At 70.9% G+C, this 24,454-nt stretch carries 19 protein-coding genes; 15 read left to right on the top strand and 4 right to left on the bottom strand.

The window, feature by feature from the left end:
* Positions 1-121 precede the first annotated feature (121 nt).
* The gene (gene clpX, locus SSNG_RS11840) at positions 122-1,408 is read left to right on the top strand and encodes an ATP-dependent Clp protease ATP-binding subunit ClpX (protein ID WP_007264060.1); all 1,287 of its coding nucleotides are present in this window, start codon (positions 122-124) and stop codon (positions 1,406-1,408) included.
* 511 nt (positions 1,409-1,919) lie between these two features.
* On the opposite strand, the gene SSNG_RS11830 is transcribed toward clpX, so the two are convergent.
* The gene (locus SSNG_RS11830; protein WP_007264059.1) at positions 1,920-2,924 is read right to left on the bottom strand and encodes a hypothetical protein; all 1,005 of its coding nucleotides are present in this window, start codon (positions 2,922-2,924) and stop codon (positions 1,920-1,922) included.
* Positions 2,925-3,017: 93 nt separating this feature from the next.
* Entirely contained in the window at positions 3,018-3,644 is a 627-nt protein-coding gene (locus SSNG_RS11825) for a hypothetical protein (protein WP_007264058.1), read from the bottom strand.
* 98 nt (positions 3,645-3,742) lie between these two features.
* Here SSNG_RS11825 and SSNG_RS11820 point away from each other — a divergent pair, with 98 nt between their 5' ends.
* Complete coding sequence (locus SSNG_RS11820) at positions 3,743-6,364, top strand: valine--tRNA ligase (RefSeq protein WP_007264056.1); 2,622 nt, start codon at positions 3,743-3,745, stop codon at positions 6,362-6,364.
* Between the two features lie 78 nt (positions 6,365-6,442).
* Here the strand turns inward: SSNG_RS11820 and SSNG_RS11815 are convergent, their stop codons facing one another.
* Positions 6,443-7,069 carry a vitamin K epoxide reductase family protein gene (locus SSNG_RS11815; protein WP_007264055.1) on the bottom strand — a complete coding sequence of 209 codons (627 nt, stop codon included), beginning with the start codon at positions 7,067-7,069 and terminating at the stop codon, positions 6,443-6,445.
* Between the two features lie 163 nt (positions 7,070-7,232).
* Here SSNG_RS11815 and SSNG_RS11810 point away from each other — a divergent pair, with 163 nt between their 5' ends.
* Positions 7,233-8,381 carry a histidine kinase gene (locus SSNG_RS11810; RefSeq protein ID WP_007264054.1) on the top strand — a complete coding sequence of 383 codons (1,149 nt, stop codon included), beginning with the start codon at positions 7,233-7,235 and terminating at the stop codon, positions 8,379-8,381.
* Between the two features lie 22 nt (positions 8,382-8,403).
* Here the strand turns inward: SSNG_RS11810 and SSNG_RS11805 are convergent, their stop codons facing one another.
* Complete coding sequence (locus SSNG_RS11805) at positions 8,404-9,453, bottom strand: rod shape-determining protein (RefSeq protein ID WP_007264053.1); 1,050 nt, start codon at positions 9,451-9,453, stop codon at positions 8,404-8,406.
* A 117-nt stretch (positions 9,454-9,570) separates the two neighbouring features.
* On the opposite strand from SSNG_RS11805, the gene SSNG_RS11800 reads away from it, so the two are divergent.
* The 12 genes from SSNG_RS11800 to SSNG_RS11745 all read left to right on the top strand — a co-directional run bounded on the left by SSNG_RS11800 (position 9,571) and on the right by SSNG_RS11745 (position 24,093).
* Positions 9,571-11,097: a folylpolyglutamate synthase/dihydrofolate synthase family protein gene (locus tag SSNG_RS11800; protein ID WP_007264052.1), complete on the top strand. Its 1,527-nt coding sequence runs from the start codon at positions 9,571-9,573 to the stop codon at positions 11,095-11,097.
* A 7-nt stretch (positions 11,098-11,104) separates the two neighbouring features.
* The gene (locus tag SSNG_RS11795) at positions 11,105-11,464 is read left to right on the top strand and encodes a DUF4233 domain-containing protein (RefSeq protein ID WP_007264051.1); all 360 of its coding nucleotides are present in this window, start codon (positions 11,105-11,107) and stop codon (positions 11,462-11,464) included.
* Positions 11,465-11,528: 64 nt separating this feature from the next.
* A complete protein-coding gene (gene ndk, locus SSNG_RS11790; protein ID WP_007264050.1) occupies positions 11,529-11,939 on the top strand; it encodes a nucleoside-diphosphate kinase in 411 nt (136 codons plus the stop codon).
* Between the two features lie 316 nt (positions 11,940-12,255).
* The gene (locus SSNG_RS11785) at positions 12,256-13,275 is read left to right on the top strand and encodes a rod shape-determining protein (protein WP_030008578.1); all 1,020 of its coding nucleotides are present in this window, start codon (positions 12,256-12,258) and stop codon (positions 13,273-13,275) included.
* A gap of 167 nt (positions 13,276-13,442) precedes the next feature.
* Positions 13,443-14,393 (top strand): rod shape-determining protein MreC, encoded by a 951-nt coding sequence (mreC, locus tag SSNG_RS11780; protein WP_007264048.1) that lies wholly within the window; start codon positions 13,443-13,445, stop codon positions 14,391-14,393.
* A 3-nt stretch (positions 14,394-14,396) separates the two neighbouring features.
* Positions 14,397-15,092 carry a rod shape-determining protein MreD gene (mreD, locus tag SSNG_RS11775; protein WP_007264047.1) on the top strand — a complete coding sequence of 232 codons (696 nt, stop codon included), beginning with the start codon at positions 14,397-14,399 and terminating at the stop codon, positions 15,090-15,092.
* A 16-nt stretch (positions 15,093-15,108) separates the two neighbouring features.
* The gene (gene mrdA, locus SSNG_RS11770; protein WP_007264046.1) at positions 15,109-17,271 is read left to right on the top strand and encodes a penicillin-binding protein 2; all 2,163 of its coding nucleotides are present in this window, start codon (positions 15,109-15,111) and stop codon (positions 17,269-17,271) included.
* Between the two features lie 9 nt (positions 17,272-17,280).
* A complete protein-coding gene (rodA, locus tag SSNG_RS11765; RefSeq protein ID WP_007264045.1) occupies positions 17,281-18,480 on the top strand; it encodes a rod shape-determining protein RodA in 1,200 nt (399 codons plus the stop codon).
* Between the two features lie 83 nt (positions 18,481-18,563).
* Positions 18,564-20,087, top strand: a complete 1,524-nt coding sequence (locus tag SSNG_RS11760; protein ID WP_007264044.1) for a CYTH and CHAD domain-containing protein — start codon at positions 18,564-18,566, stop codon at positions 20,085-20,087.
* Positions 20,088-20,162: 75 nt separating this feature from the next.
* Entirely contained in the window at positions 20,163-22,103 is a 1,941-nt protein-coding gene (locus tag SSNG_RS11755) for a TIGR03960 family B12-binding radical SAM protein (protein WP_042800889.1), read from the top strand.
* A gap of 93 nt (positions 22,104-22,196) precedes the next feature.
* Positions 22,197-23,204 carry a hypothetical protein gene (locus SSNG_RS11750; RefSeq protein ID WP_007264042.1) on the top strand — a complete coding sequence of 336 codons (1,008 nt, stop codon included), beginning with the start codon at positions 22,197-22,199 and terminating at the stop codon, positions 23,202-23,204.
* Between the two features lie 109 nt (positions 23,205-23,313).
* The gene (locus SSNG_RS11745) at positions 23,314-24,093 is read left to right on the top strand and encodes a TIGR03936 family radical SAM-associated protein (protein ID WP_042803343.1); all 780 of its coding nucleotides are present in this window, start codon (positions 23,314-23,316) and stop codon (positions 24,091-24,093) included.
* The last annotated feature ends 361 nt before the right edge of the window (positions 24,094-24,454 follow it).

Below are 24,454 nucleotides of genomic sequence, written 5' to 3'. Positions count from 1 at the left end.
AATCCCGCGATGTGAACCGCGTCAAGGGGGCCCCGAACGGGGCCCCCGGCAAGGTACCGTCGGATATGAGGCACCAGGAGCGCTGAACCAAAGCGTCTCCCAGGCGAAGGGGAAGCACCTCGTGGCACGCATCGGTGACGGCGGCGACCTGCTCAAGTGCTCGTTCTGCGGAAAGAGCCAGAAGCAGGTGAAGAAGCTCATCGCAGGACCCGGTGTGTACATCTGCGACGAGTGCATCGACCTCTGCAACGAGATCATCGAAGAGGAACTCGCGGAGACCTCCGAGGTCCGGTGGGAGGAACTCCCCAAGCCCCGTGAGATCTACGAGTTCCTGGAGAGCTACGTCGTCGGCCAGGAGCCGGCGAAGAAGGCGCTCTCGGTAGCGGTCTACAACCACTACAAGCGCGTCCAGGCCGGCGAGAACGGCGGCGCGCAGGGCCGTGACGACGCGATCGAGCTCGCGAAGTCCAACATCCTGCTGCTGGGCCCCACGGGCTCCGGCAAGACGCTGCTGGCCCAGACCCTGGCCCGCATGCTCAACGTTCCGTTCGCCATCGCCGACGCGACGGCGCTGACGGAGGCGGGGTACGTCGGCGAGGACGTCGAGAACATCCTGCTCAAGCTGATCCAGGCGGCCGACTACGACGTCAAGAAGGCCGAGACCGGGATCATCTACATCGACGAGATCGACAAGGTCGCCCGCAAGAGCGAGAACCCGTCGATCACGCGAGACGTCTCCGGTGAAGGCGTCCAGCAGGCCCTCCTCAAGATCCTGGAAGGCACCACCGCTTCCGTGCCCCCGCAGGGCGGCCGCAAGCACCCCCACCAGGAGTTCATCCAGATCGACACGACGAACGTGCTCTTCATCGTGGGCGGCGCCTTCGCCGGCCTGGAGAAGATCATCGAGTCGCGTGCGGGCGCCAAGGGCATCGGCTTCGGGGCGACGATCCGCTCGAAGCGGGAGATCGAGGCGAGCGACCAGTTCCAGGAGGTCATGCCGGAGGACCTGGTGAAGTTCGGGATGATCCCGGAGTTCATCGGCCGCCTGCCCGTCATCACCTCGGTGCACAACCTGGACCGCGAGGCGCTCCTCCAGATCCTGGTCGAGCCGCGCAACGCCCTGGTGAAGCAGTACCAGCGCCTGTTCGAACTCGACGGCGTCGAGCTGGACTTCGAGCGCGAGGCCCTCGAAGCCATCGCGGACCAGGCGATCCTCCGCCAGACGGGCGCGCGCGGCCTGCGCGCCATCATGGAGGAGGTCCTGATGTCGGTGATGTACGAGGTCCCGTCCCGCAAGGACGTGGCCCGCGTGGTCATCACGGCCGACGTGGTCCGCTCCAACGTCAACCCGACGCTGGTCCCCCGCATCGTCCCGAAGGACCAGGGCCCGCACGAGAAGTCGGCGTAGCGGCAAGGACATACGAGAAGGGGCGCTCCCGACCGGGAGCGCCCCTTCCGGCATGAGGGCCAGCCAGCCTGGCCGCTACATTCGGCCATTTGTTCGATTCTCTATGGACTCCCGTGAAGCCTGCTGATTGGCTACCACCTGGTAATAGATGAACTCTGTTGAGGTGGGCACATGGCCAGGGCACGACGGATGATCGGGATTCTCGCGGCGACGGTGATGGCAGGTGCGTTGCCGGTCCTCGTGGCCTCGCCGGCGCAGGCCTCGTACACGGACTGCACGACCTATATGCGAAACATGGGATATCAAGTTGGCCCCAACGTGATGAGTGCGTGCAGCACCGGTGAGGGCGGCGGTGGGGTACTCCAGTCGGTCTGCTGGGGCCAGCTGTTCAACCTCGGTGTGCAGTCGAGTCATGCCCGCGAGGCGTGTTACCAGGCCTCGCGGGCGTGACCCCTTCGGGGGGCCCAGCGCGTACCGGGTCCGGCGCGTACCGGGTCCCCCGAAGGCTGGATCAGGCCTTGGTCCGGGCAGTCTTGTAGAGCTTCGCGGTCAGGTCGGCGTCCTGCTCCAGGGTGTAGCCCGGCTTGCTCGCGAGGATGGCGGCGGCGTCGCTGGCGATGACCGAGGCCGTGGTGCTGTAGTCGGCCCAGACGCACACCGGAAGCGTGATCTCCTTGGGGCCCTTGTTGTTAGGGTCCTTCGAAGTGGCTTTCAGCTCCGCACACTTCATGACGGCGCCCTCGAACCCGTCGGGCGTGAACTCCTTGGGGCTGCCGACGAACTGGGCGTCCGACTTCCCGTCCTTGGTGATCTTCGCCTGCACCGTGGCGAAGGCCCCGTCGACGGTCTTCTCCGGGTCGGCGATCTCGCCGTAGTAACCGCTGAAGGTGAGGCCCTTGAACGTGAGCGGGTTCTTCGGGTCGCCGACGAAGTAGTCCATCCCCACCTGGGTGGGGTTCTTGATGCCCGCGGCCTCGATCTGCGGCTTGTCCGCGTCGCTGAGCTGCTTGGGCTGGTACTTCGGGTCCTTCTGGAACTCGCCCACCGACTCCGGGGCCACCAGCTTGTAGCCCTTCGTCGCGTCGGAGACCGAGCCGCCGGAGCCCAGGAACCACCACGCGCCGCCCGCGATCACGGCGACGCCCGCGACCGCCGCGATGACCGGGACGGCCTTCGACTTCTTCGGCGGGGCCGGCGGCGGGGGGACGTACGCGGGCGTCTGGGGCTGCTGCTGCGGCTGCTGGTAGCCGTACGCGGGCTGCGGTGCCGGCGGGGGCGGGGGAGGCGTCTGGTAGCCGCCCTGCTGCGGGTACGCCGGCGGCGCGGGCTGCTGGGGGTAGGACGGCTGCGCGGGCTGCTGCGGGTAGGACGGGGCGGGGGGCTGCTGCGGGTAGCCGTAGCCGGGCTGCTGCTGGGGCTGCTGGCCGTACGGGTTCGGCTGCTGCGGGGGCTGCTGGCCATAGGGGCCGGGCTGCTGCGGCTGCTGGCCGTAAGGCCCCGGCTGGTTGTAACTCATCCCGCGTCCCCCTGTGAGGTGTGCTTATCCGTTTCACACATCCTGGCGGAAGGCCGGGGGGCTGGGGGCACCGGGGTCCGGGCCGTTACCGAACTACGACCGCGCCGGTACCTCCATCGCCTTCCGCAGGGCCCGGGTGCGGTCCGCCAGGGCCTCGATCGTGACCGGGCCGTTCTCGACGGGGACGGTGACCGTCACCAGGGAGCTGTGGTCGGCCCACATGCACAGCGTCACCGGTGTCCCCGCCGCCGCCAGCGTCCCGCACCGCATCGCCCCGCCCGCCGGTGTGCCGGAATCCTGCGTGACGGCCCCCTCGACGCCCATCGCGTGCAGGCCCCGGGTGAGTTCGTGCTCGGGGTCCCCGTTCCCGAAGGCGCCCGCCACCCCGCTGACCACCAGCTGCGCGGCCCCCGCCTGGTCGGCGTACACCACGGCCACGGGGTCGGTGCCCGGCTTGCGGGCCCCCTGGCCCTGCTTGATCGCGTCCACGCGCGGCCCGGACTCCTGGAGGACCAGCCCCTGGAAGGACGCGGGCGGAGCCAGCCGGTACCAGCCGGCGTCGTCGGGGCCGGAGAGGAACGCGGTCATGGCCAGCCTGCCGAGGAAGGCCCCCGCGCCGATGGCGAGGACGGTCCCCGTGACCCGGAGGGCGAGCCGGCGCTTGCGCGGCGCCGGGGGTGCGGGCCGGTACGGGAAGGGGGGCGGGGAGATCGCGTTCATGGGCGCATGAGAAGGCCTGGGATCCGCGAAGGTCAACGGAAGCGCCCCCGGTGGAATGGATTCGTGACGCGGGCGGCACCCGCCGTATCCTGTGCCCCGTGACCGAGAACACGCAGACACCCAGTGCCCCCAACTCCGAACTGCCGACCCAGTACGCGCCGGCCGAGGTAGAGGGGAAGCTCTACGAGCGCTGGGTAGAGCGTGGCTACTTCACGGCCGACGCCGCGAGCGAGAAGCCCGCGTACACCATCGTCATCCCGCCGCCGAACGTCACGGGCTCGCTCCACCTGGGCCACGCCTTCCAGCACACCCTCATGGACGCCCTGACCCGCCGCAAGCGCATGCAGGGCTTCGAGTCCCTGTGGCTGCCCGGCATGGACCACGCCGGCATCGCCACCCAGAACAAGGTCGAGCAGCAGCTCGCCGAGGAGGGCAAGTCCCGCCACGACCTGGGCCGCGAGGAGTTCGTCGAGCGCGTCTGGCAGTGGAAGGAAGAGTACGGCGGCAAGATCCTCGGCCAGATGCGCCGCCTCGGCGACGGCGTCGACTGGTCGCGCGAGCGCTTCACCATGGACGAGGGCCTGTCCAAGGCCGTCCAGACCATCTTCAAGAAGCTCTACGACGACGAGCTGATCTACCGCGCCGAGCGCATCATCAACTGGTGCCCCCGCTGTCTGACGGCCATCTCCGACATCGAGGTGGAGTACCAGGAGGACGCCGGCGAGCTCGTCTCCATCCGGTACGGCGAGGGCGAGGACAGCCTCGTCGTCGCCACCACCCGTGCCGAGACGATGCTCGGTGACACGGCCATCGCCGTCCACCCCGACGACGAGCGCTACAAGCACCTCGTCGGCCGTCTCGTCAAGCTGCCGCTCACCGACCGCTCGATCCCGGTCGTCGCGGACGCGCACGTCGACCCCGAGTTCGGCACCGGCTGCGTCAAGGTGACGCCGGCGCACGACCCGAACGACTTCGCCATCGGGCAGCGCCACAACCTGCCCAACATGACGATCATGGACGAGCACGGCGTCATCACCGTCCACGGCCCCTTCCTCGGCCTGGACCGCTTCGAGGCCCGTTCCGCGGTCGTCGGCGCGCTGCGCGAGCAGGGCCGGATCGTCGCCGAGAAGCGCCCCTACCTGCACTCCGTCGGGCACTGCTCGCGCTGCAGCACCACTGTCGAGCCGCGCCTGTCCCTCCAGTGGTGGGTCAAGGTCGAGACGCTGGCCAAGGCCGCCGGCGACGCGGTCCGCGACGGCCGGGTCGCGATCCACCCCGTCGAGATGGAGAAGCGCTACTTCGACTGGGTCGACAACCTCAACGACTGGTGCATCTCGCGCCAGCTGTGGTGGGGCCACCGCATCCCGGTCTGGTACGGCCCGGACGGCGAGGTCGTCTGCGTCGGCCCCGACGAGGAAGCGCCCTCGGGCGGGGGCTGGACCCAGGACACCGACGTCCTGGACACCTGGTTCTCCTCCGGCCTGTGGCCGTTCTCCACGCTGGGCTGGCCGGAGAAGACCCCGGACCTGGCGAAGTTCTACTCCACCGACGTCCTGGTCACCGGCCACGACATCATCTTCTTCTGGGTCGCCCGGATGATGATGTTCGGCCTGTACGCCATGGACGGCGAGGTCCCCTTCAAGACGATCGCGCTGACCGGCCTGGTCCGCGACGAGCGCGGCAAGAAGATGTCGAAGTCGTTCGGCAACGTCGTCGACCCGCTCGACTGGATGGACAAGTACGGCTCCGACGCCGTCCGCTTCACCCTGGCCAAGGGCGCCAACCCCGGCACCGACGTGCCGATCGGCGAGGACTGGGTCCAGGCGTCCAGCAAGTTCGCCAACAAGATCTGGAACGCCACGCGCTTCGCGCTGATGAACGGCGCCACGATCGAGGGCGAGCTGCCGCCGGCCGAGCAGCTGTCGGCCACCGACCGCTGGATCCTCTCCCGCCTGAACAAGACGGTCGCGCAGGTCGACGGCTACTACGAGGACTTCCAGTTCTCCAAGCTCAGCGAGGCGCTCTACCACTTCGCGTGGGACGAGGTCTTCGACTGGTACGTCGAGCTGTCGAAGACGACCTTCTTCGCGGGCGGCGAGCAGGCGAAGGTCTCCAGCCGGGTCCTCGGCGAGGTCATCGACGTCATGCTGCGCCTGCTGCACCCGGTGGTCCCGTTCGTCACCGAGACCCTGTGGACCACGCTGACCGGCGGCGAGTCCCTCGTCATCGCCGACTGGCCGAAGGACAGTGGTTTCCGCGACGAGGCCGCCGAGGCCGAGATCGAGAGCGTCCAGAACCTGGTCCGCGAGGTCCGCCGCTTCCGCAAGGAGCAGGGCCTCGACGACAAGCAGAAGGTTCCGGCCCGCCTCGACCTGTCCGGTACGGTGCTGGCCGCGCACGAGGCGGCCATCCGCCAGGTGCTGCGCCTCCAGCCGGAGGGCGACGCCTTCAGCGCCTCCGCGACCCTCCCGGTCGCCGGTGCCACGGTGGCCCTCGACCTGTCGGGCACCATCGACGTCGAGGCCGAGCGCAAGCGCCTGACGAAGGACCTGGGCGCCGCCGAGAAGGAGAAGCAGCAGGCGGAGGCGAAGCTGGCGAACGAGGCGTTCATCGCCAAGGCCCCCGACAACGTCGTGGACAAGATCAAGGGCCGTCTCGCCAAGGCCGAGGCGGACATCGCCCGGATCCAGGCGCAGTTGGCCGGCCTGCCCGCCGCGTAGCCCCGTAGCCGCGTAGCCACACAGTCGTACGAAGGCCCCCGCACCGTTCCCGGACGGTGCGGGGGCCTTCGCGCGGGTTCAGAGGAGGCCGGTCCCGAAGCGGGTCACGACCAGCGCGGCCACCACCAGGTACAGGGCGGCCGGGACCAGCCAGTGGGGGAGGGCGCGCAGCGGGGAGCCGGGGCGGGCCAGGTGCCGGGTGACGTACCAGAACAGCGGGATCATCACCGCCCAGACGGCCGTGCACCACGGGCACAGCGCGCCGATCACGTACAGGCACTGGCCGATCAGCCACAGCGTGAGGGCGGAGCCGGCGGCGAGCGCGGCCCACAGCCCCTGCCAGAGCCGGCGCGGCAGCCGGGCCCCGGCGGCCACCGCCAGGCCCAGGCCCGCGAGGGCGGCGAAGGCGGGGAGGCCGAGCAGGGCGTTGGGCGGGCCCAGCAGGTGGCTCTGCCAGGCGGTCATCACGTTGCCGCAGCTCAGCACCGCGTTGATGTTGCAGCCGGGGGTGAAGAGGGGGTCCTCCAGGGTGCGGATGCGGTCGTACGCCAGGATCCCGGAGGCGAGGGCGCCGATGAGGCCGCCGGCGAGGAGGAGCAGGCCGGTGCGGCGGGTCTCGGCGGACCGGTCGGGCGTGAGGGCGGTGGCTCCGGGGGGCCCGGCGGCTCGGGTGGTCCCGGCGTTCCTGTGGGCGGCGGTGGTCATTCCGCCGACGCTACGTCGGCCGGTGCGGGCGCCGGGAGGGCGGAAGGTCGCTTCCGGCGGGGGGCTTTGGGCCCTGCCCCCGCGGCAAGCGGAGTGCCGTATATCACTTGATATGTCCCACCCGCCGATCCGATCCCGGGCGGGGACCACGGATGATGGGGAGATGCACGTCAAGCCCGCCCCGTCGGCGTTCCACCGGCTCGTGGCCTGCGGCCGCCGGCTGGCCGAGGGCCGGGGCGCCTCCCCGCGGGCGCAGGACGTCCTCGCGGCGCTGAGCTGCCTGGCCCTGATGGCGCTCGACCTGCCCGGCCTGGCCGCCGCCGACAACTCCCTCAACGGGGCCGGGGCCGCCGTCGTGCTCACCGTGGGCTGCTCGACGCTGCTGCTGCGGCGCCGGATGCCGTGGGCGGCGTACCTGACGGCCCTGGTGTTCATCGGCTGGCTGCACGAGCTGACCCTGATCCAGTTCGCGCTGTACTCCGTCGGCCGCTACCGGGGCCGGCGCGCCGCGGTGCTGGCCACCGTCGGGTACCTGGCCTTCGCGGTCTCGGTGTTCTGCGTGCCGGGCTGGCCCGAGCCGAGGGCCGCGACGCTCAGCTCCTTCCTCGGCCTGGTGGTGCCCATCGGGGTGCTCGCCTCGGCCGTCGGGATCGCCGCCTACCGGCACGACCTGGTGCGCGAGCTGGAGACCAGGCGGGCCGAGTCGGCGGTGCTGAACGCCGTGCAGGAGGAGCGGACCTCCGTCGCCCGTGACGTCCACGACTTCGTGGGGCGGGAGCTGACCCTGCTGACGGTCCGCTCGGAGGTGCTGTCGATGCGGGCGCGCGAGACCCCGTACGCGAAGGACTTCGAGGAGCTGTCGGACACGGCCCGGCGGGCGCACCTGGTACTGAACGAGATCATCGTGCAGCGCGGGGAACGTGCCGCCACGCCCGGCGTGGACGGGCTCGCGGCGCTGGCGGAGGAGAGCGGGCGGGCCGGCTCGCCCGTCCGGCTGGCGATGGACCCGCAGGCGCACGGGCTGTCGCCGCTGCGGCAGGCGGCGGTGTACCGGGTGGTGCAGGAGTGCCTGACCAACGCGGCCAAGCACGCGCGCGGCGAGACCATCGAGGTGTCGGTCCGGGCGGACGGCCCGCACGTGCGGATCGCCGTCAGCAACGGCCTGCCCGCCGGCACCCCGGGCCGGGCCCCGGTCTCGGCGGGCTCGGGCACGGCGAGCATGGCCGAGCGGGTCCGCAGCCTGGGCGGCACCCTGACGGCGACGCGGACGCCGGACTCGTACGAGGTCGTGGCGGTGCTGCCGCACGGCTGACCGGTCTGGCCGGCCCAGGGTGTCAGGCCTTCGCGGGGGAGAGCAGGCCGCTGAGGGTGTCGAGGTCCTCGACGCAGCGGCCGGAGCCGAGGGCCACGCAGTCCAGCGGGGCGTCCGCGACGAACACCGGGATGCCGGTGGCGGAGGCGATGCGCAGGTCCAGGCCGGGCAGCAGGGCGCCGCCGCCGGTGAGGACGATGCCGTGCTCCATGACGTCGCCGGACAGCTCCGGCGGGCAGTCCTCCAGGGTGGCGCGGACCGCGGCGATGATCGCCTCGACGGGCTCGTCGAGGGCGGCCCGGACGTCGGGCGCGGTCAGCTCCAGGGTCTTGGGCATGCCGCCGACCTTCTCGCGGCCGCGCACGGTGAAGGTCCGGGTCTCCAGCTCGGGCCGGTCCGGGACGGGCCAGGCGGAGCCGATGGCGACCTTCACGTCCTCGGCGGTCCGCTCGCCGATGAGCAGTGCGTGTTCCTTGCGCACGTAGTCCGTGATCGCGGCGTCCAGCCGGTCCCCGCCGACCCGCAGGGACTGCGAGGTGACGATCCCGCCGAGGGAGATCACGGCGACCTCGGAGGTGCCGCCGCCGATGTCCACGACCATGGAGCCGCGCGGCTCGGCCACGGGCAGCCCCGCCCCGATCGCGGCGGCCATCGGCTCCTCGATGAGGTGGACGGTCTTGGCCCCGGCCCGGGTGGAGGCGTGGACGATGGCCCGCCGCTCGACGGGGGTCACGCCGGACGGCACGCAGATCACCATCCGGGTGCGGGGGCGCCGGCCGGGCACCGCCTTGCGCACGAAGTGCCGGATCATCTCCTCGGCGGCCTCGTAGTCGCAGATCACCCCGTCCTTGAGGGGGCGGATGGCGGTGATGGAGCCCGGTGTGCGGCCGATGGTCTCCTTGGCCTCGGCCCCGACGGCCAGGGCGGTGGTGGTGCCGGCCTTGACCGCCACCACGGACGGCTCATTGAGGACGATCCCGTGGCCGCGGGCGTAGACGAGGGTGTTCGCGGTCCCCAGGTCTATCCCTATGTCGCGGCTGGAGGCGGTCGTGGTGGTGCTGGCCTGCGGCATTCGTTCCCCTATCTCCTGTCCGCAAGGCTTGCATAACGATCAGGTCGCTTTGGCGGCCGAACGTCCCGAAACGGCCGGGCCGAAAGTCCTCGTGGGCCCCGTCCGTAGACTGGACCCGTGAGTGAGCAGCAGCCCGAGAGCCACGACCGCGACCGCGACCGTCCCTTCGACGAGTTCGACCAGATCGTGGCGGAAGAGTCCGACCGCGACCCCGACCTGGCGGTGATCGAGGCCGGCAGCCGTACCCTGCGCGCCCAGGCCGGGCCGCCCTCGGGCGACCCCGTGCCGTCCCGCCCCGAGGACCCGGAGGTGGCGAAGGCGCTGCTGGAGGTGGAGCAGGAGCTGGCCACCCGCTGGGGCGAGACCAAGCTGGAGCCGTCCGTCAGCCGGATCGCCGCGCTCATGGACGTCCTGGGCGAGCCGCAGCACGCGTACCCGTCCATCCACGTCACCGGCACCAACGGCAAGACCAGCACGGCCCGCATGATCGAGGCCCTGTTGAACGCCTTCGACCTGCGCACCGGCCGCTACACCAGCCCGCACGTGCAGTCGGTGACCGAGCGGATCAGCCTGGACGGCGCGCCGATCAGCGCCGAGCGGTTCATCGAGACCTACCACGACGTGAAGCCGTACGTGGAGATGGTCGACGCGGCCGAGGAGTACCGGCTGTCGTTCTTCGAGGTGCTCACCGGCATGGCGTACGCGGCCTTCGCGGACGCGCCGGTCGACGTCGCGGTCGTCGAGGTCGGCATGGGCGGCAGCTGGGACGCCACCAACGTGATCGACGGGACGGTCGCGGTGATCACCCCGATCAGCCTGGACCACACGGACCGGCTCGGCTCCACGCCCGGCGAGATCGCCCAGGAGAAGGGCGGCGTCATCAAGCAGGACGCCACCGTGATCCTGGCGCAGCAGCCGGTGGACGCGGCGCAGGTGCTGTTGAAGAAGGCCGTCGAGGTCGACGCGACCGTGGCCCGCGAGGGCATGGAGTTCGGCGTCGTCTCCCGCGAGGTGGCGGTCGGCGGCCAGATGCTGACCCTGCGGGGGATGGGCGGCGAGTACGAGGGCATCTTCCTGCCGCTGTACGGCGCCCACATGGCGCACAACGCGGCGGTCGCGCTGGCCGCCGTCGAGGCCTTCTTCGGCGTCGGCGGGGAGCACGCGCGGGAGCTGGACCTGGACACGGTGCGGCAGGCCTTCGCCTCGGTGACCTCGCCGGGCCGCATGGAGGTCGTGCGCCGCAGCCCGACGGTGATCCTGGACGCCGCGCACAACCCGGCGGGCGCGCGGGTCACCGCGGAGGCGGTCACCGAGGCCTTCGGCTTCAGCCGGCTGATCGGTGTCGTGGCCGCGAGCGAGGGCAAGGACGTCAAGGGCGTCTTCGAGGCCTTCGAGCCGATCTTCGCGGAGGTCGTGGTCACCGAGAACACCAGCCACCGGGCCATGGGCGCCGACGAGCTGGCCGCCATCGCGGTCGAGGTCTTCGGCCCGGACCGGGTGCAGGTGGAGCCCCGCCTGGACGACGCCCTGGAGGCGGCCGTCACCCTGGCGGAGGAAGAGGCCGAATACGGAGGGGCCGGCGTCCTGGTGACCGGTTCCGTGATCACGGTGGGCGAGGCCCGCCTGCTGTTCAAGAAGGGCTGAGGGATCGATGCGCACGCTCTGCGCGAGCACGCTGATCGGTGAATTCTTCATCGTCGGCTTCGCGGGCCTGGTGGCCATGAAGAACCCGGACCTGACCCAGGCCCAGGTGTGGACGGTCTGCGGTGTGACGATGCTGCTGTCGGTGCTGCTGTGCGGGATGCTGTCGCGCCCCGGCGCGGTGCAGATCGGCTGGGCGCTGCAGATCGGGCTGATCGCGAGCGGCTTCGTGGTCCCGATGATGTTCTTCCTGGGCGCGGTCTTCGCGGGCCTGTGGTGGTGCTCGGTGCACTACGGCCGCAAGATCGACGCGATCAAGGCGAGCTGGGCGGCGCGTCAGGCGGAAGCTGCGGCTCCTGACGCTGCGTGATGGTTCACCGTTTCGGCCCTGTAGATTCGTCGCACCGCACCCGTTTGCCGCAAGGAGTTGTCACATGACCCAGCGCACGCTCGTCATCCTCAAGCCCGACGCCGTCCGTCGCGGGCTGGTCGGCGAGATCATCGGCCGCATCGAGCGGAAGGCCGGCTGGACCATTCCGGCGATGGAGCTGCGCACGCTCGACCGCGAGATCCTTGAGACGCACTACGGCGAGCACGTCGGCCGCCCCTTCTACGAGCCCCTGATGGGCTTCATGGCCAGCGGCCCCGTCGTCGTCCTGGTCGTGGAAGGGGAACGTGCGATCGAGGGTGTCCGCCAGCTGGCCGGGCCCACCGACCCGATCGCCGCGGCGCCCGGCTCCATCCGGGGGGACTTCGGCACCATCGTGCGCGAGAACCTGATCCACGCCTCGGATTCCGAGGAGTCCGCGGAACGCGAGCTGAAGCTCTTCTTCCCGGCTCTCTGAGCGTAGCGGAGCATTCCCGAGCACGCCTTTCTGACGAGACATCAGCCAAATAGCGCTCATGACCTGGGGCGACCGAAGTAATTTCGGTCGCCCTTCGGTATTGCCGGAAGCATCCGGGAACGCATGGCAAGAACACGACGTCACCACTATGGGGGCGGGTTGCCCGTCCGGCGCCATCGCCGGAGTCCCGTCGCGCGGTACCGGTACTCGCGGCCTTACGATGGGGCCTCCACCCACACACCCACCTCGCCGACCTGACAGCAGCCGCTATCAACTGGAAGGCCAGACGCTCCTCATGGGGAACAAGGGGAACAACATGTCGTTCATCGGCCGTGACATGGCGATCGACCTCGGGACCGCCAACACGCTGGTGTACGTGAGGGGCCGGGGAATCGTCCTGAACGAGCCGTCCGTGGTCGCCATCAACACGAACACCGGTGGAATCCTGGCGGTCGGCTCCGAGGCGAAGAAGATGATCGGGCGCACGCCCGGCAACATCGTCGCCGTACGGCCCCTCAAGGACGGCGTGATCGCCGACTTCGAGATCACCGAGCGCATGCTCCGGTACTTCATCCTCAAGATCCACAAGCGCCGCTACCTGGCACGCCCGCGCGTCGTCGTCTGCGTGCCCTCCGGCATCACCGGAGTGGAGCGGCGCGCCGTCATCGAGGCGTCCACGCAGGCCGGCGCCCGCCAGGTGCACATCATCGAGGAGCCCATGGCCGCCGCCATCGGCTCGGGCCTGCCCGTCCACGAGGCCACCGGCAACATGGTCGTGGACATCGGCGGCGGCACCACCGAGGTCGCCGTCATCTCCCTCGGCGGAATCGTCACGGCGCAGTCCATCCGGGTCGCCGGCGACGAGCTGGACAACGCGATCATCCAGCACATCAAGAAGGAGTACTCGCTCCTCCTCGGCGAACGAACCGCCGAACAGATCAAGATCACCATCGGGTCGGCGTACGACCTCGACAAGGACGAGCACACCGAGATCCGCGGCCGCGACCTGGTCTCCGGCCTCCCGAAGACCGTCGTCATCTCCGCCGCCGAGGTGCGCAAGGCCATCGAGGAGCCCGTCAACTCCATCGTCGACGCCGTCAAGACCACCCTCGACAAGTGCCCGCCGGAACTCTCCGGCGACATCATGGACCGCGGCATCGTCCTCACCGGCGGCGGCGCGCTCCTGCGCGGACTCGACGAGCGGCTGCGCCGCGAGACCGGCATGCCGATCCACATCGCCGAGGACCCCCTCGACTCCGTGGCCCTCGGCTCCGGCAAGTGCGTCGAGGAGTTCGAAGCCCTCCAGCAGGTCCTGGACGCCCAGCCCCGGCGATGATCAAACCCCCTCCAACGGGGCATGCGGAACACAAGGATCCGCCGTACGGGTGCTACCGCGCCCGTGCGGCGGATCGTTGATATACAGGCACAGTCCGGTGCAGCCCCGGCTCCGCCGGAGCGGCTCCGCCGCACGGGTTTTCTACGAGGAAGGCACGGCCGCCGCACGTGAGGGACACACGAGAGAGCCGGCTGCTCCTGGTGCTGCTGATCGCCATCGCGTTCGCATTGATCACGGTGGACATCAGAGCGGGCGAGGAGTCACCGGTCGACGGTGCCCGCAAGGCCGCCGCAGCGGTCTTCGGCCCGGTCGAGAAGGGCGTCGCGACCGCCGTGGACCCGGTCGCCAACGCCATAGGGGCCGTACGCGACTCCGACGAGCGCCACAACCGCATCACCCGTCTGGAGCACGAGAACACCCTCCTGAAGACCAGGATGGGCAGCGACGAACGGGCCAAGAGCCGCATCCGCGAACTCGACGAGATGCTCAAGCGGGCCGGCGCCGGCCAGTACGGCATCAAGGGCGCCGAAGTCATCGCCATAGGAGCGGCCCAGGGCTTCTCCTGGACCGTCACCATCGACGCCGGCAGCAAGGACGGCATCGAACGCGACATGACCGTCCTCAACGGCGACGGACTCGTCGGCCGCGTCACCACCGTCGGCCCCGACACCTCCACCGTCCTGCTCGCCAGCGACCCCGACTTCACCGTCGGCACCCGCCTGGAGGCCAGCGGCGAACTCGGCTTCGCCACCGGCCAGGGCGACCGCCCCCTGGCCGTCCAGATGCTCAACGGCCGCGCCAAGGTCAGCCCCGGCGACCGCCTGGTCACCTTCGGCTCCCGCGCCAACAAGCCCTTCGTCCCCGGCGTCCCGCTCGGCGAGGTCGTCCGCGTCGACCCCTCCAACGGCGGCCTCACCCGCACCATCCACGTCCGCCCCTTCGTCGGCTTCTCCCGCCTCGACATCGTCGGCGTGGTCGTCGTCCCGCCCCGCGACGACCCCCGTGACACCGTCCTGCCCCCCAAGCCCGAACCCCCCAAGCCCACACCCACGGTCACCGTCACGGTCACGCCCACCCCGAGCGTCTCCGGCCGGCCCGCGGACGAGGAGGAACGCTGAGCCATGCGCTTCAACCGGATCCTGCTCTCCGCCACCCTCGTCGTGGTCGCCCTCGTCATCCAGGTCACCGTCCTGGGAAGGCTCCAGCTCCCCGGCGCCGTCCCCGACCTGATGCTGCTCACGGTCGTCGCCCTGTCCCTGGTGTACGGGCCCACCTCCGGCGCCGTCCTCGGCTTCGGCGCGGGCCTCCTCGCCGACCTGGCCCCGCCCGCCGACCACGCCGCCGGCCGGTACGCCCTCGTGCTGTGCATCATCGGCTACCTGGTGGGGCTGGCCCGTCCCGACAGCGGCCGGTTCCGCTCCGCCTGGGGCCCCATGCTGACCGTCCTCGCCGCCGCCGCCGGATCGATCATGCTGTACGTCGGGGTCGGCGCCCTGGTCGGCGACACCGCCGAACGCCACGTCGGCCTCGGCGGGCTGCTGTTCACCGCCGTCCTCTACGACCTCCTGCTCGCCCCCTTCACCGTGCCGTGGATCATGGCCCTGGCCCGCCGCGCCGAGAACGACCCCATGGCCGTCGAAGCCAACACCGGCCCGCCGCAGGGCGCCGACGTCTCCACCGGCTGGCTCACCGGCGGCACCGGCCTCAGGATCGGCAGCCAGCGAGGCGGCCTGCGGCTGCGCACCGCCCGCGGCCGCGCCAACCGGGCCGTGCGGATAAAGGGCGTCAAAGGCGTGAAGAACGTCAAGAAGCTGTGACGGGGGAGCACCAGGCATGACCAACATTCCCGAGACCGGCCGCACCCCCCGGGTGCAGATCCGGCTCGTCATCATCCAGATCCTCGTCTTCTCCCTGCTCTTCACCCTCGGCGGCCGCCTCTGGTACCTCCAGATCCGCAACGGCCACGAATACGCCGACGAGGCCCGCAGCAACCACGTCCAGCGCGTGGTGCAGCCCGCCGTGCGCGGCGACGTCCTCGACGCCCGCGGCGTCCCCCTCGCCGACAACGAGACCCGCCTCGTCGTCTCCGCGTCCCGCACCGAGCTGATGCGGATAAAGGACCGGGGCAAGGCCGTCCTGACCCGGCTCGCCGGAGTCCTCGACATGAAGCCGCAGGACGTCATGGACAAGATCCGGCTCTGCGACTCCCAGACCCCCAAGCCCTGCTGGAACGGCTCCCCCTACCAGCCGATCCCCGTCACCACCGAGGCCACCACCCAGCAGGCCCTCCAGATCCGCGAACGCCCCGAGGACTTCCCCGGCATCACCGCCGAACCCACCGCCGTACGCCGCTACCCGGCCGTCGGCGGCGGCCGCGCCGCCCAGGTCCTCGGCTACCTCTCGCCCGTCACCGACGACGAGATCCAGAAGGCCAAGAACACCGACTCGCCGCACCTGCGCTCCGACCAGGTCGGCCGCTCCGGCATCGAGCGCACGTACGACAAGGAGCTGCGCGGCAAGGCCCAGGTGACCTCCTACGAGGTCGACAACCTCGGCCGCGTTATGGGCGAGACCAAGTCCGACCCCGGCATCGCCGGCTCCACCCTCATCACCAGCATCGACGCCCGCGTCCAGGCCGTCGCCGAGTACGAGCTCGCCGAGGCGATGAAGGTCGTCCGCAACGAGACCGACAACATCACCGGCCGCAAGTACGAGGCCGACTCCGGGGCCGTCGTCGTCATGGAGACCAAGACCGGCCGCGTCGTCGCAATGGCCTCCCAGCCCGACTACGACCCCAACGTCTGGGTCGGCGGGATCTCCGGCCAGGACTACGCCAAGTTCACCAGCAAGGACTCCAACTACCCCCTCCTCAACCGGGCCATCCAGGGCCAGGCCCCCGCCGGCTCCATCTTCAAGGTGGTCTCCGCCAGCGCCGCCGTCCGCGCCGGCTACGGATTCGACGACAAGTACAACTGCAGCGCCTCCTACAACATGGGCGGCCGCAGCTTCGCCAACTTCGAGTCCAAGGGCCACGGCCCCATCACCCTCGGCGAAGCCCTCAAGTTCTCCTGCAACACCGTCTTCTACGCCCTCGGCCACAAGGAATGGCAGCGCGACGGCGGCCTCGAACCCAAGAACCCGCACGACTGGTTCTACAAGACCGCCCGCGAGTTCGGACTCGGCTCCGAGACCCACATCGACCTGCCCAACGAGGTCAGCGGCCGCATCCCCGACCGCCACTGGAAGCAGAGCTTCTGGGAGGCCAACAAGGACTCCTGGTGCAAGCAGGGCAAGAAGGGCGGCACCTACGTCGAGCAGATCGCCTACGAGAGCTGCCTCGAAGGCAACCAGCTCAAGGCCTACGACAGCATCAACTTCGCCATCGGCCAGGGCGACGTCCTCGTCACCCCCATCCAGATGGCCACCGCCTACGCCGCCATCAGCAACGGCGGCACCCTCTACAACCCCACCGTCGGCAAGGCCGTCGTCAGCCCCCAGGGCAAGGTCGAGGAGATCAAGCCCCAGTCCCACGGCAAGCTGCCCGTCGACGCCAAGACCATCAGCGACCTCGACAAGGGCCTGCGCATGGTCGTCGAACCCGGCGGCACCGCCGCCTGGCGGTTCATCGGCTGGCCCCTGGACAGGATCCCGCTGCGCGCCAAGACCGGCACCGCCCAGGTCTACGGCAAGCAGACCACCTCGTGGCTCGCGACCTACACCGACGACTTCACCATCGTGATGACGATCTCCCAGGGCGGCACCGGCTCCGGCGCCTCCGGCCCCGCCGTCCGCAACATCTACAACGCGATGTACGGGCTCACCATGGACGGCAAGGACACCGGCAAGGCCCTCCTGCCCAAGCCCCAGGCACAGCTGCCCACCGTCCACCCCGACGGCACCATCGACTCCCCCGAGATCAAGCCGTACGTGCCCCCGTCCCCGGAGGAGCTGGCGCCGCCCGCGCTCGCCGGCCCGCCGCCCCTGCGGCATGACTGAGACGTGATGATGCAGACCGCGAACAACTTCTCCGTATCCCGGTACGCGCCCCAGAAGGGCACGCTCGCCCGGCTGACGGCCCGCGACTCGGTCCTGCGCCGGCTCGACTGGCCGATACTGCTGTCGGCCCTCGGCCTGTCCCTGATCGGCGCCCTGCTCGTCTGGTCCGCCACCCGCCACCGGGACACCCTCAACCAGGGCGACCCGCAGTACTTCCTCTGGCGCCACCTGCTCAACACCGGCATCGGCCTCGTACTGATGATCGGGACGGTCCTCCTCGGCCACCGCAACCTGCGGGGCGCCGTCCCGGTCCTCTACGGCCTCTCGCTCGTCCTCGTCACCGCCGTGCTCACCCCGCTCGGCGCCACCATCAACGGCGCCCACGCCTGGATCGTCATCGGCGGCGGCTTCTCGCTCCAGCCCTCGGAGTTCGTGAAGGTCACGATCATCCTGGTGATGGCGATGCTGCTCGCCGCCCGGGTCGACGCCGGCGACCTCGAACACCCCGAGCACCGCACCGTCGTCAAGGCCCTCTGCCTGGCCGCCGCGCCCATGGGCATCGTCATGCTGATGCCCGACCTCGGGTCCGTGATGGTGATGGTCGTCATCGTGCTCGGCGTGCTGCTCGCCTCCGGCGCCTCCAACCGCTGGGTCCTCGGCCTGATGGGCGCCGGCACGGCCGGAGCCGTCCTCATCTGGCAGCTCGGCGTCCTCGACCAGTACCAGATCAACCGCTTCGCGGCCTTCGCCAACCCCGAGCTCGACCCCTCCGGCGCCGGCTACAACACCAACCAGGCCCGCATCGCCATCGGCGGCGGCGGCCTGACCGGCTCCGGCCTCTTCAAGGGACCGCAGACCACCGGCCAGTTCGTCCCCGAACAGCAGACCGACTTCGTCTTCACCGTCGCCGGCGAGGAGCTCGGCTTCGTCGGCGGCATCCTGGTCCTCGGCCTCCTCGGCATCGTCCTCTGGCGCGCCTGCATGATCGCCCGCGCCACCACCGAGCTGTACGGCACCATCGTGGCCGCCGGGATCATCGCCTGGTTCGCCTTCCAGGCCTTCGAGAACATCGGGATGAACCTCGGCATCATGCCCGTCGCCGGCCTGCCCCTGCCCTTCGTCTCCTACGGAGGATCGTCCATGTTCGCCGTCTGGGTGGCCATCGGCCTCCTCCAGTCGATCAAGGTGCAGCGGCCCCTCTCGGCCTGACGCGCACCCGGAGCGGAGGGAGGCTTTCCGCCGGACGCCGAGGCGGCCTCCCACCGCGCACCGATCCGGACTAGATTCGGTCCATGGCGGACACGAAGCGCGAAATCGAGCGGAAATTCGAGTTCACGAAGCCCAAGGCGGAGCGTCGCGGAGTCCCCGACCTCACCGGCACGGCCGGCATCGCCGCCGTCGTCGACCAGGGCGTCGCCGACCTCGACGCCGTCTACTACGACACCCCCGACCAGCGGCTCGCCGCCGACGGCCTCACCCTGCGCCGCCGCACCGGCGGCCACGACGCCGGCTGGCACCTCAAACTCCCCGTCGCCCCCGGCGTCCGCGACGAGGTCACCGCCGCCCTCGGCGACACCGTCCCCGGTCCGCTCGCCGCCCTCGTCCGCTCCCGCGTCCGGTACGCCGCACTCGAACCCCGGGTCCGGCTCCTCTCCTCCCGCCGGACCAGCCACCTCCTCGACGCCGACGGCGCCCTCCTCGCCGAACTCACCACCGACGCGGTCACCGCCCGGCACCAGGACACCACCGCCACCTGGACCGAGGTCGAGGTGGAACTCGCCGACGGCACCGACCCCGGCCTCCTCGACGCCGTCGAGAAGGCCTTCGAGCAGGCCGGACTCAAGGTCTCCGACGCCCCCTCCAAACTCGCCCGCGCCCTCGCCGAGACCGGCAACGAGCCCCCCGCCCGCCCCGGCACCGACCCGGCCGACGACGGAACCGCCGGCGCGTACGTCCTGGCGTACCTGCGCGAACAGGTCACCGCACTGATCACCTACGACCCCGCCGTCCGCCGCGACCAGCCCGACTCCGTGCACCAGATGCGCGTCGCCTCCCGCCGCCTGCGCAGCGCCTTCAAGACCTACCGCAAGGTCCTCGACCGCCGCGTCACCGACCCCATCGGCGAAGAACTGCGCCGGCTCGGCACGGAACTCGGCGTCGACCGCGACCGCGAGGTCCTCCACGAACACTTCCGGACCGCCCTCGACGACCTCCCCCGCCCCCTCCTCGCCGGACCCGTCCGCAAACGCCTGCGCACCTGGAACACCACCCGCCGCTCAGCCTCCCGCCGCCGCGCCCTCACGGCCCTCGACAGCCCGCGCCACCTCGCCCTCCTCGACACCCTGGAGGCCCTGCTCGCCGACCCGCCCCTGCTGCCCGGCGCCGCCAAGCCCGCCGGCAAGGCCCTCCCCAAGGCCGTGCTCCGCGACTACGCCAGACTCGCCTCCCGCGTCGACCACGCCCTCTCCCTGGACCCCGGGCAGGAGGCCGACCACGCCCTCCACCAGGCCCGCAAGGCCGCCAAACGCGCCCGCTACGCCGCGGAAGCCGCCGAAGCCGCCCTCGGGAAACCCGCCCGGAAGTTCGCCGAGGCCATGAAGGGCGTCCAGAACCTCCTCGGCGAGCACCAGGACAGCGTCGTCGCCCGCACCGCCCTGCGCGACCTGGCCCACCAGGCCCACGGCGCCGGCGAACCCTCCTTCACCTGGGGCCTGCTCCACGGCCGCGAGGAGGCCCGCGCGGAACGCACCGAACGCGACCTCCCCGCCACCTGGGCCGAGGCCGCCGCCCCCGGCCTGCGGGCCGCCCTCAAGTGATCATGTGGGCGGGGGCGTCCGGCCCTCAAGGTACGCTTGAGAGTCGCCCCCTGCCCGCTTCACGAAAGTCGCGTGATGTCCGAGTCGGTCTTCCCACAGCTCGAAGCTCTGCTCCCGCATGTGCAGAAGCCCATCCAGTACGTCGGTGGTGAGCTCAATTCCACCGTGAAGCCGTGGGAGTCCTGTGACGTCCGCTGGGCGCTCATGTACCCGGACGCCTACGAGGTGGGCCTGCCCAACCAGGGCGTCATGATCCTCTACGAGGTGCTGAACGAGCGCGAGGGCGTCCTCGCCGAGCGCACGTACTCGGTGTGGCCCGACCTGGAGGCCCTGATGCGCGAGCACCAGGTGCCCCAGTTCACCGTCGACAGCCACCGCCCCGTCTCCGCCTTCGACGTGTTCGGCCTGTCCTTCTCCACGGAGCTGGGCTACACCAACATGCTCACGGCGCTGGACCTCGCGGGCATCCCGCTGGAGGCGAAGAACCGCACGGTCGACCACCCCATCGTGCTCGCCGGCGGCCACGCGGCCTTCAACCCCGAGCCGATCGCGGAGTTCATCGACGCGGCCATCATCGGCGACGGCGAGCAGGCCGTCCTCGACATGACCGAGATCATCCGCACCTGGAAGGCCGAAGGCCGCCCCGGCGGCCGCGAGGAGGTGCTGCTGCGCCTCGCGAAGACCGGCAGCGTCTACATCCCGGGCTTCTACGACGTCGAGTACCTGGAGGACGGCCGCATCGGCCGCGTCGTCCCGAACCGCTCCGGCGTTCCGTGGCGCGTCTCCAAGCACACCGTCATGGACCTCGACGAGTGGCCCTACCCCAAGCAGCCCCTGGTCCCGCTCGCCGAGACCGTCCACGAGCGCATGTCCGTGGAGATCTTCCGCGGCTGCACCCGCGGATGCCGTTTCTGCCAGGCCGGCATGATCACGCGCCCCGTGCGGGAGCGAAGCATCACCGGCATCGGCGAAATGGTCGAGAAGGGCCTCAAGGCGACGGGCTTCGAGGAGGTCGGCCTGCTCTCCCTGTCCTCCGCGGACCACACGGAGATTGCCGACATCGCCAAGGGCCTCGCGGACCGCTACTCGGACGACAAGGTGGGCCTGTCCCTCCCGTCGACCCGCGTGGACGCGTTCAACGTGGACCTGGCCAACGAGCTGACCCGCAACGGGCGCCGCTCCGGCCTGACCTTCGCCCCCGAGGGCGGCTCCGAGCGCATGCGCAAGGTCATCAACAAGATGGTCTCGGAAGAGGACCTGATCCGCACCGTCGCCACCGCGTACGGCAACGGCTGGCGCCAGGTGAAGCTGTACTTCATGTGCGGCCTGCCGACCGAGACCGACGAGGACGTCCTCCAGATCGGCGACATGGCGGTCAACGTCATCGCCAAGGGCCGCGAGGTCTCCGGCCAGAACGACATCCGCTGCACCGTGTCGATCGGCGGCTTCGTCCCCAAGCCCCACACCCCCTTCCAGTGGGCCCCGCAGCTCTCGGCGGAGGAGACGGACGCCCGCCTCGGCAAGCTCCGCGACAAGATCCGCGGCGACAAGAAGTACGGCCGCTCCATCGGCTTCCGCTACCACGACGGCAAGCCGGGCATCGTCGAGGGCCTCCTCTCGCGCGGCGACCGCCGCATCGGCGACGTGATCCGCGCGGTCTACGAGGACGGCGGCCGCTTCGACGGCTGGCGCGAGCACTTCTCGTACGACCGCTGGATGCAGGCGGCGGAGAAGACCCTGCCGGCGTACGGCGTGGACGTGGCCTGGTACACGACCCGCGAGCGCACGTACGAGGAGGTCCTGCCCTGGGACCACCTGGACTCGGGCCTGGACAAGGACTGGCTCTGGGAGGACTGGCAGGACGCCCTCGACGAGACCGAGGTCGAGGACTGCCGCTGGACGCCGTGCTTCGACTGTGGGGTCTGCCCGCAGATGGACACCCACATCCAGATCGGCCCCACGGGCAAGAAGCTGCTCCCACTGAGCGTGGTGGGCGGCGCCTCCCCGAAGGCGTGACGTGACCTCCGATGTCCCCCTGCCGTCCGGCAGGGGGACATCGGCGTTCCGCCCCCGCGCAACGGAAGGGCGGGTTCTGGTGTCCTTAGCGGCATGCAGATGGAGAAGGCGCAGGCCGCGTCAGGTGGGGACGGGTGTCTGACCGGGGTGGTCAGGGTGCCCGTGAAGATCGTCGCCGTGCTCGTGGTGCTGCCGGTGCGGGCTCTGTGGGACCTGCTCGTGGCGGGGGCGCGGGCTGCGCGGCGGCACGTGCTCGCGCCGCTCGGCAGGGGGGTCGGGTGGGTGCTCCGCCAGGCGTGGCTCTACGTTCTGCGGCCGCTGTCGCTCGTCCTCTTCTACTGGCCCTGGGTCGGGCTGTGGCGTTACGTCGTCGTGCCCGTCGGCGGGGCGGCCTACACCTACCTGCTGCGACCCCTCGGGCTGGGGACCGTCTGGCTGTGCGTCACCCTCGGGCGGTACGTGCTCGTGCCGGTCGGGAGCGGGATCGGGTGGGTGCTGCGGCACGTGGTGGTGCTTCCTTCGGAGTGGCTGTACCGGGAGCTGCTGACGCCGGTCGGGCACGGGCTGCGGTGGCTGGTGCGCGGGCTCTGCCTGCTGGTCTTCGTGTGGCCCTGGGTGGGGTTGTGGCGGTACGTGCTCGTACCGGCCGGGCACGGGCTGGCCTGGGCGGGGCGCCACGTGCTCGTACCGGCCGGGAACGGCTTGGCCTGGGTGGGGCGGTACGTGCTGCTGCCGCCGCTCTCCCTGCTGTACCGGTACCTCCTCCTGCCGCTCGGGGAGCTCCTCGTCGGCGCCTGGCACATCGCCGGCCGGATCCTGCGCGCCCTCGGCCGCGGCCTGCGCCGGCTGTGGCGCGGCTGGGTCGCCCGGCCCGCCGCGTGGGTGTACCGGCAGGTGGCCACACCCGTCGGGCACGCCGTGCGCGAGGTGTGGCGCACCTCCCGCGCCGCGGTGCGCGAGGCGCGGGCCGAGGTGCGCCGCATGCTGTTCGGAGGGCCGCCGGGGGAACCGGCGAGGTCACGGGCGCGTACTCTGGGTAGTACGACAGCCGCCGACGCGGCACCCGCTCCCGAGATCTCCCCGCGCAAACGGCGGGGGTGAGCCGGACGGGTCGACAGACCTCAGGGCGGCGCGCGAGCCGCGACGCCCCGCACAAGGAGAAGAACCCCTGGGCAAGCGACAGCCCGAAGGCCCGCCTCCCGCACCGGTGGTGCAGCGCATCCGACTGCGCTACACCAAGCGTGGCCGCCTCCGGTTCACCAGTCACCGAGACTTCCAGCGCGCGTTCGAACGCGCCCTGCGCCGCGCCGAGGTGCCCATGGCGTACTCGGCGGGCTTCACCCCGCACCCCCGCGTCTCGTACGCGAACGCCGCTCCCACCGGGACCGGCAGCGAGGCCGAGTACCTGGAGATCGGCCTCGCCCAGCACCGCGACCCCGAGAAGCTCCGCGAGCTGCTCGACGAGTCGATGCCGGTCGGCCTCGACATCGTCGACGCCGTCGAGGCCCGGACCTCCGGACTCGCGGACCGGCTGACGGCCTCGATCTGGGAGCTGCGCCTGGAGGGCGTGGAGCCCGCCGACGCCGCGCGGGCGGTGGAGGTCTTCCTCGCCGCCGAGACGGTGGAGGTGCAGCGCCGGACCAAGAACGGCATGCGGACCTTCGACACCCGCGGCGCAGTCGTCAGCCTCGAAGCCCTTCCTGCCCAGGTTGATAGGCCGCTGGACAATGCCTGTGCGATACTGCGGCTGGTTGTTCGGCATTTGACACCTGCCGTGCGACCCGACGACGTCCTGTCCGGTCTCCAAGCTGTGGCCGACCTGGCGCCGCCGGTCCCCGCAGCGGTGACCAGGCTGGCGCAGGGGCTCTTCGACGAGGAGTCCGGCACGGTGACCGACCCGCTCGCGCCCGACCGCGAGGCTGTCACGGCCGCCCCACCCACGGCCGCCGTGAACGCCGACGCGAAGGCGCCGGAAGGTCCCGCCGCGTAAGGACCGTCGTCGTCGCGCCGCCCTGGAACTCGGGAGCCACCTGGGTCGGGCAGCGCACTGACCTGAAGACTTCCGCCAGGCCGTACGGACAACACGTACGGAACCGGCGGCCATGGACTACAGCTCCCGTGTGGCGAACGCGCCCCGGAGGCCGGCTCCGCGCCCCATCGCGCGGAGCCGTGCCGGACCGGACGTCAGCCGCGGCGCCCGGGAGCGTGACGGGAGAACCGCCCGCATGCTCAACAACGAAAACGACAACACCCCCGCCGCCGACAGTGGCAGCCCCAGCGACAACCTGCCCCCGCGCAGGCGTCGCCGTGCGGCTTCCCGGCCGGCCGGCCCGCCCGGCGGCGTCGCCGCC

Source organism: Streptomyces sp. C (assembly GCF_000158895.1).
Lineage (GTDB): Bacteria > Actinomycetota > Actinomycetes > Streptomycetales > Streptomycetaceae > Streptomyces > Streptomyces racemochromogenes.
Note: the sequence above shows the minus strand (reverse complement) of the source record. Positions and strands in the feature narration are given on the sequence as shown.

Bases quoted from the DNA above. Each gene is read 5' to 3' on its own strand.
- rodA (WP_007264045.1), top strand. From the start codon at position 17,281: ATGCAGACCGCGAACAACTTCTCCGTATCCCGGTACGCGCCCCAGAAG.
- ndk (WP_007264050.1), top strand. From the start codon at position 11,529: ATGACCCAGCGCACGCTCGTCATCCTCAAGCCCGACGCCGTCCGTCGC.
- SSNG_RS11830 (WP_007264059.1), bottom strand. From the start codon at position 2,924: ATGAGTTACAACCAGCCGGGGCCTTACGGCCAGCAGCCGCAGCAGCCC.
- SSNG_RS11815 (WP_007264055.1), bottom strand. From the start codon at position 7,069: ATGACCACCGCCGCCCACAGGAACGCCGGGACCACCCGAGCCGCCGGG.
- SSNG_RS11810 (WP_007264054.1), top strand. From the start codon at position 7,233: ATGCACGTCAAGCCCGCCCCGTCGGCGTTCCACCGGCTCGTGGCCTGC.
- mrdA (WP_007264046.1), top strand. From the start codon at position 15,109: ATGACCAACATTCCCGAGACCGGCCGCACCCCCCGGGTGCAGATCCGG.
- SSNG_RS11805 (WP_007264053.1), bottom strand. From the start codon at position 9,453: ATGCCGCAGGCCAGCACCACCACGACCGCCTCCAGCCGCGACATAGGG.
- SSNG_RS11785 (WP_030008578.1), top strand. From the start codon at position 12,256: ATGTCGTTCATCGGCCGTGACATGGCGATCGACCTCGGGACCGCCAAC.
- mreD (WP_007264047.1), top strand. From the start codon at position 14,397: ATGCGCTTCAACCGGATCCTGCTCTCCGCCACCCTCGTCGTGGTCGCC.
- SSNG_RS11795 (WP_007264051.1), top strand. From the start codon at position 11,105: ATGCGCACGCTCTGCGCGAGCACGCTGATCGGTGAATTCTTCATCGTC.
- SSNG_RS11825 (WP_007264058.1), bottom strand. From the start codon at position 3,644: ATGAACGCGATCTCCCCGCCCCCCTTCCCGTACCGGCCCGCACCCCCG.
- SSNG_RS11755 (WP_042800889.1), top strand. From the start codon at position 20,163: ATGTCCGAGTCGGTCTTCCCACAGCTCGAAGCTCTGCTCCCGCATGTG.
- SSNG_RS11750 (WP_007264042.1), top strand. From the start codon at position 22,197: ATGCAGATGGAGAAGGCGCAGGCCGCGTCAGGTGGGGACGGGTGTCTG.
- SSNG_RS11760 (WP_007264044.1), top strand. From the start codon at position 18,564: ATGGCGGACACGAAGCGCGAAATCGAGCGGAAATTCGAGTTCACGAAG.